The following is a 15,455-nucleotide window of genomic DNA, read 5'->3' on the forward strand; positions in this document are numbered from 1 at the left end:
CTCGGTTGGAGTGTTTCGCAGGGGACATCAGAAGAAGCGTGTCGGACGACGCAGGCTCACCGGTGTATGCCGCGCGACACGCGCCGCGCCCGACTGCACGCGCGTGCGACGCAGCGTGACGCGCTTGTACCACGTCGGCGCGGCCGTCTGCTTGACGCGCCAGTTCTTGCGCTTCGGTGCGGAGGCGATGCTGCTGCGCCAGGACGTGCCGTCGGCGGAAGTTGCATCGTATTCCGACGCGCCGCCCGCAATGCTCGGCGATACCGACGTACCGGCGTTCCACGCGTCATTCACTTCGGCTTCGTGCTTGCGCAGATTGTCGTGAATAGTGGTCTGGACGTTGCTCGCCGCCGATTCGAACTCCGTCTTCATGCGACGCAGTTCGTCCAGCTCGATCTCACGCGTGACTTCGGACTTCACGTCGTTGATGTAACGCTGCGCACGCCCGAACAGCGCGCCAGCCGTGCGTGCAACGCGCGGCAGGCGCTCCGGCCCGAGAACGACCAGCGCGACGACGCCGATCAGCGCCATCTTGGTTAGACCGAGGTCCAGCATGGGATGAGCTTTCCGTCAGTGCGGGGCTGCCGCGGATTTAGCGGGAGTCGCCGGAATGCGGCGCTTTTTCCTTTGCGTCGACATCAACGGTGCCCGTGCGCGGCAACTCGCGTGCCTGCGCGTCGGCCGGCGTTTCGCTGTCCTTCACGCCTTCCTTGAAGCCCTTTACCGCGCCGCCCAGATCGCTGCCGATGTTGCGCAGTTTCTTCGTGCCGAACACCAGCGCCACAATCAGCAACACGATCAGCCAATGCCAAATACTTAACGAACCCATGAAAACTCTCCTTAACCCCGTCGCCGCGTCGTCTGTATGCTCATCCGCGGCAAACATCGTCTGCCTCTCGGCATAATTCGAAGCGCTCGCGCCTCACATCTACGATACCGCCGAAACCGGCAGCAGCACATGCGCTTCATTATGAATGGATCAGCACGTCGGCGTTATTACATTCCGGCATGCTGAACGCTACCTTTGCCCGGCCGCTATTGTGTGCGGTCAAAATCCTGCCGCGAAGCACGTTTGCGGCCGGCTGGTCCCGGCAACCCGGCAACGTTACCCGCTCTGGCCAACGCTCTGCCAGCATCAACCCATACGCAGCCACGGACGCGGCCCCGCCAGAATATGCGCGTGCAGGTGATACACCTCCTGCCCGCCGCCGGGACCGGTATTAATGACCGTTCGAAAGCCGGTCGCACCGCCCGTGTAGGCCACGCCCAGCTTGTCCGCCAGCCGCGCGACCAGCACCAGCATTCTACCAAGCAGGGCTGCGTCGTCTTCCGTGCAGTTCGACAGCGTGTCGATGTGCTTGCGGGGAATCACAAGCACATGGGTTTCGGCCGCCGGACGGATATCGCGGAACGCGACGAATTCGTCGTCCTCATGCACTTTGGTCGAGGGAATAGCGCCAGCAGCGATCCGGCAGAAAAGGCAGCTAGAAGTGTCGTGGCTCATGGTCTCAGTGAAACGCTTACGCGGGTGGCCTCAAGATGGATACAGTCAGAACCACGCGCGCGGATTCGTTAATGGCTTGTTGTCATACAGATACAGCCAGCCTTTGATAATACGGTACAACATCCAGATCGCGACTGCCCACAGGATCGGCACGCCGATCAGCACGATGAAAAGCGCCATGCCGATCACATGACCGAGCACGCCCCACCAGAAGGTGCGGATCTGCCAGTCGAAGTGCGCCTCGTATGGCGTCCCGGCCACATCAGACCGTTTGACGTAATTGATGATGATAGCGACCAGCGCGGTGAGACCGCCAGTCAGCCAGTAGATCGCGTAGAGGCCGTACAGGATATGCGTGAGCGTGCGCAGGCTGCGCTGGCGATCGATTTCGGTCGCGCTCTGATAAGACGGAGGCGGATATCCGCCCTGCGACTGTTCCATCTCTGCGTCTCCTTGACAATCCAACTGGCCGGCGCTGGTGCGCACAAACGCACGGCGGGTCTGGCTACAGACTAGTCGCCGTTCTGCTCGCGCTCGCGGCTCTTGCGCAGCGCTTTTTCCTCAATGCCCGACGTGCCTTCGCGACGCTCGAGTTCGGCGAGCACTTCAGCCGGGCCCAGATCGAAATGCGACAGCATCACAAGACAATGAAACCACAGATCGGCCACCTCGCCGACGAGCGCCTTCGGCGCGCCGCCGTGACGCGCGTCCTTGGCCGCGAGCACGACTTCGGTCGCTTCTTCGCCAATCTTCTTCAGCACGGCGTCGTCGCCCTTGTGGAACAGGCGCGAGACGTAAGAAACATCCGGGTCGCCGCCCTTGCGGCTGTCGATGATGGCCGCGAGGCGCAGCAGCGTATCGGTCGTCGATGAAGTGAATGCCGGGGATTGCGTCATTTGTAGATCTGTTCGGGGTCTTTCAGCACCGGCTCGACGGCAACCCACTCTCCGTCGTCTGCCGAGCCTTCGAATTTCTGGAAAAAGCACGAGTGGCGGCCGGTGTGGCACGCAATGCCCGACACCTGCTCGACCTTCAGCAGCACGACATCTTCGTCGCAGTCGAGCCGCACCTCATGCACGTTCTGGACGTGACCGGATTCTTCACCCTTGAACCACAGACGCTGGCGCGAGCGCGAGAAATACACGGCGCGGCCGAGTTCGATGGTTTTGGCGAGCGCTTCGCGGTTCATCCACGCGAACATCAGCACATCGTTCGTCGTCGCTTCCTGCGCGATGACCGGCACCAGGCCGTTCGCGTCCCATTTGACCTTATCGAGCCAGCTTTCTGCGGACGCCTTCACGTCAACCTCACCGAAATGCCCCGATCGGCCATGAAGCGCTTGGCTTCGCCGACGGTGTGTTCGCCATAGTGAAAGATGCTGGCGGCCAGCACGGCGTCTGCGTGGCCATCGGTGATGCCGTCAGCCAGATGCTGCAACGAACCGACGCCGCCCGACGCGATCACCGAAACCGGCACCGCGTCCGACACGGCGCGCGTGAGCGCCAGATCGAAGCCGCTTTTCGTGCCGTCGCGGTCCATGCTGGTCAGCAGTATCTCGCCCGCGCCGAGTTCGGCCATCTTGCGCGCCCATTCGATCGCGTCCAGCCCGGTGGCCTTGCGGCCGCCATGCGTGAACACTTCCCAGCGGGGCGTTTCGCCTTCCGCCGACACACGTTTCGCGTCAATCGCGACGACAATGCACTGCGAGCCGTATTTTTCCGTCGCATCGCGCACGAGCTGCGGATTCGCGACCGCTGACGAGTTCATGCTGATCTTGTCCGCGCCCGCGTTCAAGAGGCGCCGCACATCTTCGACGGCGCGCACGCCGCCACCGACCGTCAGCGGAATGAACACCTGTGACGCCACCGCTTCGATGATCGGTAGAATCAGATCGCGCTGGTCGGACGTGGCGGTGATGTCGAGGAAGGTGAGTTCGTCTGCGCCCTGGTCGTCGTAGCGACGCGCGATTTCGACCGGATCGCCCGCATCGCGTAGCTCGACGAAGTTGACGCCCTTGACCACGCGTCCAGCCGTGACGTCGAGACAGGGGATGATGCGTTTAGCTAGAGCCATGATCTTGCAAATTCTTGCCAATGCCGCTGGTGAAGCCGCTCGCCGCGAGCGGCTGGGTGCCTGAAGCCTGATCGTCCCACAGCGCGTTTCCTGTGCGCCCTGACGCCAGCAACGACACGGAGAACCGCGCCGCCATCAGGCGTCGTCGGATTCGCGCAGCCGGTCCGCGAGCGTCTGCGCAGCCGCGAAATCGAGATCGCCTGAATAGATCGCGCGACCGCAGATCACGCCTTCGATGCCCTCGTCTTCCACTTCGCACAGCGATTCGATATCGGTGAGATTCGACAGCCCGCCGCTTGCGATCACCGGGATCTTGACCGCGCGCGCAAGGCGCACCGTCGCTTCGATATTGATGCCCTGAAGCATGCCGTCGCGGCCGATGTCGGTGTAGATGATCGATTCGCAGCCGTAATCTTCGAACTTGCGGCCCAGATCCACGACTTCGTGGCCCGTCAGCTTGCTCCAGCCGTCGGTGGCGACCTTGCCGTCCTTCGCATCCAGCCCGACGATGATATGGCCGCCGAACGCCGTGCAGGCGTCCTGCAGGAAGCCCGGATTCTTCACGGCCGCCGTACCGATGATGACGTAGGACAAACCGTCGTCGAGATAGCGCTCAATCGTGTTCAGGTCGCGGATGCCGCCGCCCAGCTGGACGGGAATCTCGCCGCCGACTTCCTCGATGATCGCGCGGATCGCGTCTTCGTTTCGCGGCTTGCCGGCGAACGCGCCGTTCAGATCGACGAGATGCAGACGCCGTGCGCCACGGTCGACCCAATGTCGGGCCATCGCCGCCGGCTCCTCGGAGAATATCGTCGCCTGGTCCATATCGCCTTGTTTGAGGCGTACACACTGACCGTCTTTCAGGTCGATGGCCGGAATCAGCAGCATAGCAATCGGGTGTTGTCTGGGAAGAAGTTGAATGTCGGCGCTGGCATGCAGGCAGGAAGCCCGGACCGGCGCCGTCTCGCTAGTTTAGTACAAGTCTTTCGACGCCCTTGCTGGTATCGGCCGGGGTCCGGTCAATGTCACGACGTCCGCACCGGATAAGGCGCACTGGACGGCAGGGAGGACAAAAGGGTTCACGGGTTCCAGTGCACGAAGTTGCGGTACACACGCAGACCCGCGTCGGCGCTCTTTTCCGGGTGAAACTGGGTCGCGAAAATGTTGTCCCGCGCCACCGCCGACGTGAAAGGCACACCGTACACGGTTTCGCCCGCCATATGTGCCGCATTGTCCGGCACCACGTAATAGCTGTGCACGAAGTAGAAGAAGCTGTTGTCCGGCACGCCGTCCCACAGCGGATGCGGCTGCGCCTGACGCACGCGGTTCCAGCCCATCTGCGGCACCTTGAAGCGCGAGCCGTCGTCCTGCAGCTGGCCTTCCAGTTCGAAGCGCACCACCTTGCCCGGCATCAGCCCGAGGCCAGGCGTGTCGCCTTCGGCGCTCCAGTCGAACAGCATCTGCTCGCCGACGCACACGCCCATCAACGGTTTCGTACGCGACGCCTCGATCACGGCTTCCTGCAAACCGGATTCGCCGAGCGAGCGCATGCAGTCACGCATCGCGCCCTGGCCGGGCAGCACGACCCGGTCAGCCGAACGGATCGCTTCCGGACGCTCGACGATCGCCACGTCCGCCTCGGGGGCCGCCTTCTTCAGCGCCTGCGCCACCGAGCGCAGGTTGCCCATGCCGTAATCCACAATTGCAATTGAAGTTTTCATCTCAAGTTCGGCAGTAACGCCTTCAATCCGTCGACGATGAACTCCACCGCCAGCGCCGACAACATCAAACCCATGAGCCGCGTACCGATATTGATACCCGTGCGACCGACCCAGCGCGCGATCGGTTCAGCAAGACGCAGCGAAAAGAAGCAGATCGCCGCGAGCACCGCGCCGATAGCCACAAGACTAACCCGGTCGTACCAGTGATGTGAACTAGCCGAATAGACGATGACCGTGCTGATCGAGCCCGGTCCCGTGAGCAGCGGAATCGCCAGCGGCACGACCGCGATGTTGTCCTTCAGCTCGGCTTCGTCGCGCTCTTCCGGCGTCGAGCGGCTGTTGCCGATCTGCGCGTTCAGCATGTTGATCGCCATCAGCAACATGATGATGCCGCCCCCCACTTCGAGCGAACCCACAGAAATGCCGAAGAAGCTGATGATCTGCTGCCCGAGCATCGTCGTCACACCGATCACGCAGAACACCGAAATCGATGCGATACGGATCGTCCGGCGCCGCTCGGCGTCGGACTGCTGCGCGGTGAGGCTCAAAAAGAACGGGATGGCGCCGACCGGATTGATCAGCGCCAGCAGCGAAATAAACGACTTGATGATATCCATCGCAAGCCGGCGCGCGGGGGCGCGACCGGTCCGGTGTGTCTGCTTACAGACTTCCCTTGGTCGACGGAATCTGCCCCGCCGCGCGTTCGTCCAGTTCGCACGCCATCCGCAGCGCGCGACCGAAGGCCTTGAAAACCGTTTCCATCTGATGATGGGCGTTCAGGCCGCGGAGGTTGTCGATATGGAGCGTCACGCCTGCGTGGTTGACGAAGCCGCGGAAGAATTCGATGGAGAGATCGACGTCGAACGTGCCGATGCGTGCACGCGTGAACGGCACGTGGAATTCGAGGCCGGGACGACCGGAAAAGTCGATCACGACACGCGACAGCGCTTCATCCAGCGGCACGTACGCATGGCCGTAGCGACGGATGCCCTTGCGGTCGCCGATCGCCTTCGCGACGGCCTGGCCGAGCGTGATACCGGTGTCTTCGACCGTGTGATGGTCGTCGATATGCAGGTCGCCATGCGCCTCGACGTCGAGATCGAACAACCCATGCCGTGCAATCTGGTCGAGCATGTGGTCGAGAAACGGAACGCCGGTGGCGAGCTTCTGCACGCCGGTGCCGTCCAGATTGATCTTCACACGGATCTGCGTTTCGCTGGTGTTGCGAACGACTTCCGCCTGGCGCATGGGAATTCCTTGAATCGAGCTAGAAAATGGGTGCTGAAAATATGTGCGCCTGACGCCGACGGTCAATGCAGCACGAGCTTCAATGCGGCGAGCATCTGGGCGTTTTCTTCGGCCGATCCGACTGTCAAACGCACACAATTCGCCAGCAATGGATGCATTTTACTCACGTTTTTGATCAATACCCGTGCGGTCAGCAGCGTCTCGAACAGGATCGATGCGTCCGGCACGCGCACCAGCAGGAAATTTCCGGCGCTCGGGAACACCTCGGCGCCCGGCAAGACGGCAACCGCATCGGCCAGTTTCGCGCGTTCGGCGCGCAGTTCGGCAGCCTGCGAGTCGAGCACGTCGATATGGTCGAGCAGGAAGCTCGCGGCCGCCTGCGTCAGCACATTCACGTTGTACGGCGGACGCACCTTGTCGATTTCGTTAAGCCATGCGGAGCGGCCCGCCAGATAGCCAAGGCGGATTCCGGCGAGGCCCAGCTTCGACACGGTCCGCATCACGACGACGTTATCGAACTGATCAGCGCGCGGCAGCCAGCTGCGCTGTGCGAACGGCTGATACGCCTCGTCGATCACCACCAGGCTTTTGTCCGCCGCGGCGATGATGCGCTCCATGTCGGCGTCCTCGTACAGCGTGCCAGTTGGGTTGTTCGGATAGGCCAGATAGATGATGGCCGGCTGATGTTCAGCGATCGCAGCAAGCATCGCTTCGGCATCGAGCGTGAAGTCAGGCTTCAGCGGCACACCGACGAACTCCAGATGCGCCAGCTTCGCCGACATCTGATACATGACGAAGCCCGGCACCGGCGCCAGCGCCTTTGCGCCGGGATTCGCGCACGCCATCGAAATCATGCTGATGATCTCGTCCGAGCCGTTGCCGAGCAGCACGTCACAAGAGGCGGGTACCTTCATCACGCGCTTGATCTTCTCGATCAGCGCTTCCGGACGCGGCGCCGGATAGCGGTTCAGCGCGACGCCAGCCAGGTGCTCGCCGAGGTGCGCTGCCAGCACCGGCGGCAACGGGAACGGATTTTCCATTGCGTCCAGCTTGATGAAGCCGGTGGCGTCGGGCACGGGATAGCTCGTCATCGCGAGCACGTCGCGGCGAATGATGTCTTGTGGTGTCGTCATGATGGGGTGGGCCGGCGCGCACGGCGCGTCAGCCTGACACGGGCGGCGTGTGCGCCGCCCTGGTTGGCCAGTGTTCTTGTTGTGTTACCCGCGGGTATTGCGCTCAGCCGTTATGTCGCATCCGGTATTCGGCGCTGCGTGCGTGAGCCTGGAGGCCTTCGCCGTACGCCAGTTCAGCCGCGATCTCGCCCAAAGTCTGCGCGCCCTCCGCGCTGACCTCGATGACGCTCGACCGCTTGAAGAAATCATAGACGCCGAGCGGCGACGAGAACCGTGCGGTACGAGACGTAGGCAGCACGTGATTCGGCCCCGCGCAGTAGTCGCCGAGGCTTTCGCTGGTGTAGCGGCCAAGGAAGATCGCGCCGGCGTGGCGGATCAGCTTGCCCCATTGGTGCGGCTCCAGCGCGGAGATTTCCAGGTGCTCCGGTGCGATCTCGTTGGCGATCGCGCAGGCCTCGGCCATGTCGCGGACCTTGATCAGCGCGCCGCGACCTTCGAGCGATGCACGGATCACGTCCTGACGCGGCATCGTCGGCAGGAGTTCGTCGATGGCTTCTTTCACGCGGGCGATGAAGGCGTCGTCCGGGCAGAGCAGGATCGACTGTGCGAGTTCGTCGTGCTCAGCCTGCGAGAACAGGTCCATGGCGACCCAGCGCGGATCCGTGGTGCCGTCGCACAGCACGAGGATTTCCGACGGGCCAGCGATCATGTCGATGCCAACCGTGCCGAACACGCGACGCTTCGCCGAAGCGACATACGCGTTGCCCGGACCGCAGATCTTGTCGACGGCCGGCACGGTTTCCGTGCCGTACGCGAGCGCGGCCACGGCCTGCGCGCCGCCGATCGTGAACACGCGATCGACGCCGCCCAGAAGCGCCGCCGCCAGCACCAGCGGATTCTTCACGCCGTCCGGCGTCGGCACGACCATGACGATTTCGCGCACGCCGGCGACGCGCGCCGGAATCGCATTCATCAGCACCGACGACGGATACGCTGCCTTGCCGCCCGGCACGTAGATACCCGCGCGATCGAGCGGCGTGACCTTCTGGCCGAGCACGGTGCCGTCGGCTTCCGTGTACTGCCAGCTATGGCTGCCGCATTCGATCTTCTGCTTCTCGTGATACCCGCGCACCCGTGCGGCCGCCGCTTCGAGCGCCGCGCGACGCTTCGGTTCGAGGCCTTCGAGCGCGGCTTCGAGTTCCGACATCGGCAGTTCCAGCGCCTCGACGCTCTTCGCATCGAGCCGGTCGAAGCGGTTCGTGTAGTCGAGCACGGCGGCGTCGCCGCGCGACTTCACGTCGGCCAGAATCTGCGCGACCGAGCGCTCGATCGCTTCGTCCTCGCTCGCCTCGAACGCGAGCACCGCGTGCAGCGCCTTCCGGAAATCGGCGGCGCTGGAATCGAGTTTGCGAATCTTGATAGACATACGGGTATCCGTTTCGGTAAAGCGCGCGTGCTGCTGTGCGGGTTCTTCAGGTACTGCGGGATGCTGCTGCGCGTAGTGTTGCGTTACTTCGGTGACTTCACTGATGTCAGGCGGCCGCGTTGTGGCTTTGCGACGCACGTTCGAACGCATCGAGAATCGGCCGTAGCGCCGCGCGCTTCAACTTCAGCGCCGCCTGATTCACGACGAGGCGCGACGAGATCTGCATGATCTCTTCGACTTCGACCAGATTGTTCGCGCGCAACGTGCCACCCGAACTGACCAGGTCGACGATCGCATCGGCAAGGCCTACGAGCGGCGCAAGTTCCATCGATCCATACAGCTTGATCAGGTCGACGTGCACACCCTTCGCAGCGAAATGCTCGCGCGCGGTTTCCACATATTTCGTTGCGACACGCAGCCGCGCGCCCTGGCGCACGGCGGTTGCGTAATCGAAGCCGCTCTTCACCGCCACCGACATCCGGCAACGCGCGATATCGAGATCGATCGGCTGGTACAGGCCACTGCCGCCGTGTTCGAGCAGCACGTCCTTGCCGGCCACGCCGAAATCGGCCGCGCCGTATTCGACGTACGTCGGCACATCGGTGGCACGCACGATGATCACGCGCACGTTCGGGTCGTTGGTCGGCAGGATCAGCTTGCGCGACGTTTCGGGATCCTCGGTGACCTCGATGCCCGCTGCGGCGAGCAGCGGCACGGTTTCTTCGAAGATACGCCCTTTCGACAACGCGAGCGTGAGCGGCGCATTCACCGCCGGCGACGACGACGTCTGCGGCACTGAACTCATGCCTGGCTCCCGCTGATACGGCTCACCTTCGCGCCGACGGCCGTCAGCTTCGTTTCCATCCGGTCGTAGCCGCGATCCAGGTGATAGATACGGTCGATCAGCGTTTCACCTTCTGCACGCAAACCCGCGATCACGAGACTCGCCGACGCGCGCAGATCGGTCGCCATCACCTTCGCGCCCGACAGTTCGCCAACCCCATTCACCAGCGCCGTGTTGCCGTCGATCGTGATGTTCGCGCCGAGGCGGTTCAGCTCCTGCACGTGCATGAAGCGGTTTTCGAAGATCGTTTCGACGACCTGCGACGTGCCGTTCGCAATCGTGTTGAGCGCCATGAACTGCGCCTGCATGTCGGTCGGGAACGCCGGATATTCCGACGTGCGCACGCTCGCGGCATGCGGACGCTGGCTCATCTTCACGCGCATCCAATCCTCGCCTTCCTCGATCGTGACGCCCGCTTCGCGCAGCTTTTCCGTCACGGCTTCGAGAATCAGCGGACGCACATGACGCAGCACCACATCGCCACCCGCCGCTGCGACCGCGCACAGGAACGTGCCCGCTTCGATGCGATCCGGAATGACGGTGTGCTTCGCGCCGTGCAGCTTGTCGACGCCCTGAATCACCAGACGGTCCGTGCCGATGCCTTCGATCTGCGCGCCCATCGCTACCAGCAGTTGCGCCAGATCGCCGACTTCCGGTTCACGCGCCGCGTTCTCGATCACCGTTTCGCCTTCGGCGAGCACCGCTGCCATCAGCAGGTTTTCCGTGCCGGTGACGGTAATCATGTCGGTGATGATGCGTGCGCCCTTCAGACGCTTCGCGCGCGCTTCGATGAAGCCGTGCTCGATGTTGATCTCGGCGCCCATCGCCTGCAGACCCTTGATGTGCTGATCAACCGGACGCGCGCCGATCGCGCAGCCGCCCGGCAGCGACACCTTCGCTTCGCCGAAACGCGCGAGCAGCGGACCGAGCACGAGGATCGACGCACGCATCGTCTTCACGAGCTCGTACGGCGCGACGAGGTTGTTCACATTCGATGCGTCGAGCGCGACGCGGCCGCCGCTTTCTTCGGTACGCATGCCCATCTGGCGCAGCAGCTTCAACATCGTGCGCACGTCCTGCAGGTCGGGCACGTTGTCGAGATGAACCGGATCGGCGCTCAGCAAACCCGCGCACAAAATCGGCAATGCAGCGTTCTTTGCACCTGAGACAACGATCTCACCCGCGAGCCGCTGGCCCCCAACGATAACGAGTTTGTCCATGCCTGTCTGTTCCTGATCTGCCCGGCTCTGCGCCGGAACTGCCTGGTTGATGATGGCGGCGCCGCTACCGGCGCTGCGTGTTTCTTGAGTAATTCGCACTGACTTTCCAGATTACGCGTTTTGCCATTCGGCGGGCGTCAGCGTTTTCATGCTGAGCGCGTGAATTTCCTGTTTCATGCGATCGCCGAGCGCCGCATAAACGAGTTGATGGCGCTGAATCAGACGCTTGCCTTCGAAGCTGGGCGAAACGATCGTCGCAAAGAAATGCTGACCATCGCCTTCCACTTCGAGATGCTCGCAGGCGAGCCCGTTGGCGATGTAGTCCTTGACCTGTTCGGGAGTCGGTAACATGGAATGCTCCTCGTCAGTGGCGCAGCTTGTAGCCGGTTGCGAGCATGCGCAACGCCAGCACGGCCAGCACCACAAAGAAACCGCTGACAATCGCAAGGCTCACGAGCGGATCGATATCCGACATCCCGAAGAAACCGTAGCGAAAGCCGTCGATCATGTAGAAAAAAGGATTCAGCCGCGATACTTCGCGCCACACCGGCGGCAGCGTGTGCGTCGAGTAAAACACGCCCGAGAGGAACGTGAGCGGCGTGATCAGGAAATTCTGAAACGTCGCGAGCTGGTCGAATTTCTCGGCCCAGATGCCGGCGATGAGGCCCAGCGTGCCGAGAATCAGCGCGCCCAGCAGCGCGAACGCGACGATGTAGAACGGCGCAACAAAGCTGACAGGAATGAAGCAGACCGTCACGATGAACACGCCGAAGCCGACCGCGAGCCCGCGCACGAGCGCGGCCAGCACATAGGCCCCGAACATCTCGCCATGCGACAACGGCGGCAGCAGCACGAACACCAGGTTGCCGGTGATCTTCGACTGGATCAGCGAAGACGAACTGTTCGCGAATGCGTTCTGCAACACGCTCATCATCACGAGACCCGGAATCAGGAAGCTCGTATAGCCGACACCCGGATAGACCTGCACGTGATCGCGCAGCGCGTGACCGAAGATCGTCAGATACAGCAGCGCGGTCACGACCGGTGCGAGCACGGTCTGGAACGACACCTTCCAGAAACGCAGGATTTCCTTGTAGAACAGCGTACCGAATCCACTATAGCCCCTCATGCCAGCCCCTCGATCACTTCCGTACCGTTCATCACCTGAACAAATACGTCTTCGAGATCGGCTTTGCGGACCTCGATTTCTTCGAATGTGCAACCCGCCGTGCGACACTGCGCAAGAATCCGCTCGACGTCGTCATAGCTCGCGAGTCGCAGCAGATGCTGACGTCCCTGCACGTTGTGCGGATCGACTTCGAGCGACCGGAGGTCAGCCGGCAACGCGCCCTGCGCAAAACGCACGAACAGCTGCAAACCAGCGAAGCGCTGCAACAGCGTACTCGTGCGTTCGAGCGCGACGACTTCACCGCGACGCAGCATTGCAATGCGGTCGCACAGCGATTCGGCTTCTTCCAGATAGTGCGTGGTCAGGACGATCGTGTGACCTTCGCGGTTCAGGCGCGAGATGAACTTCCACAGCGTCTGGCGCAGTTCGACGTCGACGCCGGCGGTCGGTTCGTCGAGCACGATCACGGGCGGCCGGTGCACCAGCGCCTGCGCGACCAGCACGCGACGCTTCATCCCGCCGGACAGCGCGCGCATGTTGGCGTCAGCTTTCTCGGTGAGATCGAGGTTGTGCATCACTTCGTCGATCCACGCATCGTTGTTGCGCAGACCGAAGTAGCCGGACTGGATGCGCAGCGTCTCGCGCACGGTAAAGAACGGATCGAACACGAGTTCCTGCGGCACCACACCGAGCGCGCGGCGCGCTTCGCGGAAGTCGTCGACCACGTCGTGGCCGCGCACCGCGATGTTGCCTTCGTCGGCACGGGCGAGGCCGGCCAGGATGCTGATGAGCGTCGTCTTGCCCGCGCCGTTCGGACCGAGCAGCCCGAAAAACTCACCTTCTTCGACTGTGAAGTTGACGCCCTTGAGCGCCTGCAGATCCTTGTAGCGTTTCTTGACGTTACGAATTTCTATGGCTGGCATGACTGTGCGCCGCTTGAGTAACGGCGCCGTATAGGTGCTTACGGATGCGGGGAGATGCGGAATTGGGGCCGGGTGAAAGCCCCAAAAAACGTTTGATTATAGGGCAAAGTCGGGTGGACCAACCTGGCCCTGCAGAGGCAGAAGGGACGCGTGGAGCGTCAATGTCGCGCCGACAGGAGGGTATCGACGCCGTAAGCTTGCGCGAGACTGGCGAGACCAGCCGGCAGATTGATGATATCGAGCGACGCGCCACGGGCGCTTGCCGCACGCTGCCACGCGAGCAGCACGGCCAGCGCGGACGAGTCGAACTGCGCGAGTGGTGCGCAGTCGACACCCGTCGCACCGCCGGCGATGCGCGCCAGACCCGCCTCGAGCGCGGCGTTCGCACTCGCGTGGGTCAGCGTCGTGCCGGTTTCGAAGCGGCTCGCCGTAGTACGGTTTGCCGCGTTGCTCACCGTGTCGTTCACGACGCCTTGCCCGCAGCCAGTTGCTCGTTACGTTGCGTGAGGAACTGGATCAGGCCATCCACGCCGTGCTGCTGGATCTGCTCGTTGAACTGCTGCTGGTACGCCTGGATCAGCCACGCACCGAGCACGTTGATGTCATACACGCGCCAGCCTTGCGGCGTCTTGTACAGACGGTAGTCGAGTTCGATCGGGTTGCCGTTGTTCATCACGACCGAGCGCACCACGACGTCGGTATCGTCCGGATTCGCGCGGAACGGCTTGTACTGGATCTGCTGGTCCTTCACCTGTGCAAGCGCGCCCGAATACGTGCGGATCAGCAGCATCTTGAACTGCTCGACGACCTGAGCCTGCTGCTCGGGCGTGGCGGTGCGCCAGTTGCGGCCCATCGCGAGCTGCGTCGTGCGGCGGAAGTCGGTGTACGGCAGGATCTTTTCGTTGACGAGCTTCGTGATGTGGCTGATGTCGCCAGCCTGAATCGACTTGTCACTGCGTACGGCGCTGATGACCTGGTCGGTCACGGTCTTGATCATGCCGTCCGGCGAGCTGCTATCGACAGCTTGCGCAAATGCGCCCGTACTGAACGAAAAGAATGCAGCAAACAACGGAATCAGAAAGATTTTTTTCATTTCAAGCCCTGCGTTAAAAATTACGACAACCTTTTGAGCCCACGATAGCACGCGAGTTCATCCGCAATCCATCGCGAAACTGCGAGAGTCGTTTCCAGGTGTTACGGGACTCGACTCTTGCGACTCAGCGCAACTTGAACGACGGGAAGTTGAACTTCGGCGGCACGATCTGGCCGGCCGGCACCTGGGTTTCCTGACCGCCCTGACCCTGAGGCTGCTCTTCGCCTTCCGTGCCGGAGGCAGGCGTCGGCGATGCTGCGTTCGGCGCAAGGCCGTTGAGCGCCGCGCCGCCCGCCGGCGCCGGCGTCCCAGCGGCTGTTGCGCCACTGGCGGGCGCGGGCGCTGGACCTGCTGCGGGCGCTTTCGCGGCGCCTGCCGCACCTTCTTCGACATCTTCGTACTTGGGCAGCGGCGCGCCATCGCCGTAATCCGGCAAGCCCGCGCCTGCCGCTGACGAGCCGTCAGAGATCAGATACCGGCGGCGTTGCAGGTATGCGTTACGCACGAACGAGTACTTGTCGAGCGCGGCGTTGTCGAGCACGTCGCTGGCGCCAAGCAGATTGGCCCGCGTGCTGACAATGTTCAGACCGTACAGCGCCCAGCTCAGGCCATCCGGATGAATGTACGACAGCGGATTCACATAGTAATTACCGACTGAACCGACCGCGTCACGCACGGTGCTCGGACCGAATAGCGGCAGCACGAGATACGGGCCAGGCGGCACACCGTAGTGCCCCATTGTCAGGCCGAGATCCTGGTTGTGCTTCGGCAGGTTCGCGAGCGTCGCGACGTCGAACAGACCACCAACACCGAAAATGGTATTGATCACGATCCGCATGACGTCTTCGACGCCATCGGTGATCTTCAGCTGAAGGAAGTTATTCGCGGCGGTGTACACATCGCCAATATTCGAGAAGAAGTTGGTCACGCTGTCACGCACGGGTTGCGGCGTGATGTACACGTAGCCCTGCGCCACCGGCTTCAGCGCGTACTGATCGACCTTGTCGTTGAAGGTGAAAATCGTACGGTTGAAACCTTCCAGCGGGTCTTCCTTCGTCGGCGTCTGGACAGTTGCGCATCCCGCCAGCGTCGCAGCCGTCAGCGCAAGCGTGATGGTGCGCGCACGCATGGTCTTCATTTT

The 15,455-nt window shown here is 62.6% G+C and carries 21 protein-coding genes; all 21 read right to left on the bottom strand.

The window, feature by feature from the left end; all coding sequences use genetic code 11:
- Positions 1 to 27 precede the first annotated feature (27 nt).
- Complete coding sequence (gene tatB / locus P3T16_RS28645) at positions 28 to 555, bottom strand: Sec-independent protein translocase protein TatB (RefSeq protein ID WP_429344841.1); 528 nt, start codon at positions 553 to 555, stop codon at positions 28 to 30.
- 37 nt (positions 556 to 592) lie between these two features.
- On the bottom strand, positions 593 to 829 hold the full coding sequence (gene tatA, locus P3T16_RS28650; protein ID WP_429259351.1) for a Sec-independent protein translocase subunit TatA: 237 nt from the start codon (positions 827 to 829) through the stop codon (positions 593 to 595).
- Between the two features lie 306 nt (positions 830 to 1,135).
- Positions 1,136 to 1,504, bottom strand: coding sequence for a histidine triad nucleotide-binding protein (locus tag P3T16_RS28655; protein ID WP_429259350.1), 369 nt, complete (start codon positions 1,502 to 1,504; stop codon positions 1,136 to 1,138).
- A gap of 45 nt (positions 1,505 to 1,549) precedes the next feature.
- Positions 1,550 to 1,945, bottom strand: coding sequence for a DUF4870 family protein (locus P3T16_RS28660; RefSeq protein ID WP_429259349.1), 396 nt, complete (start codon positions 1,943 to 1,945; stop codon positions 1,550 to 1,552).
- Positions 1,946 to 2,016: 71 nt separating this feature from the next.
- Complete coding sequence (locus tag P3T16_RS28665) at positions 2,017 to 2,400, bottom strand: phosphoribosyl-ATP diphosphatase (RefSeq protein WP_429259348.1); 384 nt, start codon at positions 2,398 to 2,400, stop codon at positions 2,017 to 2,019.
- Positions 2,397 to 2,804, bottom strand: coding sequence for a phosphoribosyl-AMP cyclohydrolase (hisI, locus tag P3T16_RS28670; RefSeq protein WP_429344842.1), 408 nt, complete (start codon positions 2,802 to 2,804; stop codon positions 2,397 to 2,399). Before hisI ends, P3T16_RS28665 begins: the two co-directional genes overlap by 4 nt.
- On the bottom strand, positions 2,801 to 3,577 hold the full coding sequence (gene hisF, locus P3T16_RS28675) for an imidazole glycerol phosphate synthase subunit HisF (RefSeq protein ID WP_429344843.1): 777 nt from the start codon (positions 3,575 to 3,577) through the stop codon (positions 2,801 to 2,803). The genes hisI and hisF overlap by 4 nt, the downstream gene beginning before the upstream one ends.
- 135 nt (positions 3,578 to 3,712) lie before the next feature.
- On the bottom strand, positions 3,713 to 4,465 hold the full coding sequence (gene hisA / locus P3T16_RS28680; RefSeq protein ID WP_228882551.1) for a 1-(5-phosphoribosyl)-5-[(5-phosphoribosylamino)methylideneamino]imidazole-4-carboxamide isomerase: 753 nt from the start codon (positions 4,463 to 4,465) through the stop codon (positions 3,713 to 3,715).
- A gap of 191 nt (positions 4,466 to 4,656) precedes the next feature.
- Complete coding sequence (gene hisH, locus P3T16_RS28685) at positions 4,657 to 5,298, bottom strand: imidazole glycerol phosphate synthase subunit HisH (protein ID WP_429344844.1); 642 nt, start codon at positions 5,296 to 5,298, stop codon at positions 4,657 to 4,659.
- On the bottom strand, positions 5,295 to 5,915 hold the full coding sequence (locus tag P3T16_RS28690) for a MarC family protein (RefSeq protein ID WP_429259344.1): 621 nt from the start codon (positions 5,913 to 5,915) through the stop codon (positions 5,295 to 5,297). The genes hisH and P3T16_RS28690 overlap by 4 nt, the downstream gene beginning before the upstream one ends.
- Positions 5,916 to 5,958: 43 nt before the next feature.
- Positions 5,959 to 6,546, bottom strand: coding sequence for an imidazoleglycerol-phosphate dehydratase HisB (hisB, locus tag P3T16_RS28695; RefSeq protein ID WP_429259343.1), 588 nt, complete (start codon positions 6,544 to 6,546; stop codon positions 5,959 to 5,961).
- Positions 6,547 to 6,608: 62 nt separating this feature from the next.
- On the bottom strand, positions 6,609 to 7,679 hold the full coding sequence (gene hisC / locus P3T16_RS28700; protein ID WP_429344845.1) for a histidinol-phosphate transaminase: 1,071 nt from the start codon (positions 7,677 to 7,679) through the stop codon (positions 6,609 to 6,611).
- A 103-nt stretch (positions 7,680 to 7,782) separates the two neighbouring features.
- Positions 7,783 to 9,105: a histidinol dehydrogenase gene (gene hisD, locus P3T16_RS28705; RefSeq protein ID WP_429259341.1), complete on the bottom strand. Its 1,323-nt coding sequence runs from the start codon at positions 9,103 to 9,105 to the stop codon at positions 7,783 to 7,785.
- Between the two features lie 106 nt (positions 9,106 to 9,211).
- Complete coding sequence (hisG, locus tag P3T16_RS28710; RefSeq protein WP_429259340.1) at positions 9,212 to 9,910, bottom strand: ATP phosphoribosyltransferase; 699 nt, start codon at positions 9,908 to 9,910, stop codon at positions 9,212 to 9,214.
- Complete coding sequence (murA, locus tag P3T16_RS28715) at positions 9,907 to 11,223, bottom strand: UDP-N-acetylglucosamine 1-carboxyvinyltransferase (protein ID WP_429344875.1); 1,317 nt, start codon at positions 11,221 to 11,223, stop codon at positions 9,907 to 9,909. The genes hisG and murA overlap by 4 nt, the downstream gene beginning before the upstream one ends.
- Positions 11,224 to 11,280: 57 nt before the next feature.
- Entirely contained in the window at positions 11,281 to 11,520 is a 240-nt protein-coding gene (locus P3T16_RS28720; RefSeq protein WP_429259339.1) for a BolA family protein, read from the bottom strand.
- A 13-nt stretch (positions 11,521 to 11,533) separates the two neighbouring features.
- Positions 11,534 to 12,298, bottom strand: a complete 765-nt coding sequence (locus P3T16_RS28725) for an ABC transporter permease (protein ID WP_429344846.1) — start codon at positions 12,296 to 12,298, stop codon at positions 11,534 to 11,536.
- Positions 12,295 to 13,221: an ABC transporter ATP-binding protein gene (locus P3T16_RS28730; protein ID WP_429259337.1), complete on the bottom strand. Its 927-nt coding sequence runs from the start codon at positions 13,219 to 13,221 to the stop codon at positions 12,295 to 12,297. The genes P3T16_RS28725 and P3T16_RS28730 overlap by 4 nt, the downstream gene beginning before the upstream one ends.
- A gap of 158 nt (positions 13,222 to 13,379) precedes the next feature.
- Positions 13,380 to 13,688, bottom strand: a complete 309-nt coding sequence (locus tag P3T16_RS28735; RefSeq protein WP_429344847.1) for an STAS domain-containing protein — start codon at positions 13,686 to 13,688, stop codon at positions 13,380 to 13,382.
- Complete coding sequence (locus tag P3T16_RS28740) at positions 13,685 to 14,314, bottom strand: MlaC/ttg2D family ABC transporter substrate-binding protein (protein ID WP_429344848.1); 630 nt, start codon at positions 14,312 to 14,314, stop codon at positions 13,685 to 13,687. Before P3T16_RS28740 ends, P3T16_RS28735 begins: the two co-directional genes overlap by 4 nt.
- A 124-nt stretch (positions 14,315 to 14,438) precedes the next feature.
- Positions 14,439 to 15,452, bottom strand: a complete 1,014-nt coding sequence (locus P3T16_RS28745; protein ID WP_429344849.1) for an MlaA family lipoprotein — start codon at positions 15,450 to 15,452, stop codon at positions 14,439 to 14,441.
- Positions 15,453 to 15,455: the final 3 nt, after the last annotated feature.

The organism is Paraburkholderia sp. GAS42 (assembly GCF_050436565.1).
GTDB lineage: Bacteria > Pseudomonadota > Gammaproteobacteria > Burkholderiales > Burkholderiaceae > Paraburkholderia.

Bases quoted from the DNA above. Each gene is read 5' to 3' on its own strand.
- tatB (WP_429344841.1), bottom strand. From the start codon at position 555: ATGCTGGACCTCGGTCTAACCAAGATGGCGCTGATCGGCGTCGTCGCG.
- tatA (WP_429259351.1), bottom strand. From the start codon at position 829: ATGGGTTCGTTAAGTATTTGGCATTGGCTGATCGTGTTGCTGATTGTG.
- P3T16_RS28655 (WP_429259350.1), bottom strand. From the start codon at position 1,504: ATGAGCCACGACACTTCTAGCTGCCTTTTCTGCCGGATCGCTGCTGGC.
- P3T16_RS28660 (WP_429259349.1), bottom strand. From the start codon at position 1,945: ATGGAACAGTCGCAGGGCGGATATCCGCCTCCGTCTTATCAGAGCGCG.
- P3T16_RS28665 (WP_429259348.1), bottom strand. From the start codon at position 2,400: ATGACGCAATCCCCGGCATTCACTTCATCGACGACCGATACGCTGCTG.
- hisF (WP_429344843.1), bottom strand. From the start codon at position 3,577: ATGGCTCTAGCTAAACGCATCATCCCCTGTCTCGACGTCACGGCTGGA.
- hisA (WP_228882551.1), bottom strand. From the start codon at position 4,465: ATGCTGCTGATTCCGGCCATCGACCTGAAAGACGGTCAGTGTGTACGC.
- hisH (WP_429344844.1), bottom strand. From the start codon at position 5,298: ATGAAAACTTCAATTGCAATTGTGGATTACGGCATGGGCAACCTGCGC.
- P3T16_RS28690 (WP_429259344.1), bottom strand. From the start codon at position 5,915: ATGGATATCATCAAGTCGTTTATTTCGCTGCTGGCGCTGATCAATCCG.
- hisB (WP_429259343.1), bottom strand. From the start codon at position 6,546: ATGCGCCAGGCGGAAGTCGTTCGCAACACCAGCGAAACGCAGATCCGT.
- hisC (WP_429344845.1), bottom strand. From the start codon at position 7,679: ATGACGACACCACAAGACATCATTCGCCGCGACGTGCTCGCGATGACG.
- hisD (WP_429259341.1), bottom strand. From the start codon at position 9,105: ATGTCTATCAAGATTCGCAAACTCGATTCCAGCGCCGCCGATTTCCGG.
- hisG (WP_429259340.1), bottom strand. From the start codon at position 9,910: ATGAGTTCAGTGCCGCAGACGTCGTCGTCGCCGGCGGTGAATGCGCCG.
- P3T16_RS28720 (WP_429259339.1), bottom strand. From the start codon at position 11,520: ATGTTACCGACTCCCGAACAGGTCAAGGACTACATCGCCAACGGGCTC.
- P3T16_RS28725 (WP_429344846.1), bottom strand. From the start codon at position 12,298: ATGAGGGGCTATAGTGGATTCGGTACGCTGTTCTACAAGGAAATCCTG.
- P3T16_RS28730 (WP_429259337.1), bottom strand. From the start codon at position 13,221: ATGCCAGCCATAGAAATTCGTAACGTCAAGAAACGCTACAAGGATCTG.
- P3T16_RS28740 (WP_429344848.1), bottom strand. From the start codon at position 14,314: ATGAAAAAAATCTTTCTGATTCCGTTGTTTGCTGCATTCTTTTCGTTC.
- P3T16_RS28745 (WP_429344849.1), bottom strand. From the start codon at position 15,452: ATGAAGACCATGCGTGCGCGCACCATCACGCTTGCGCTGACGGCTGCG.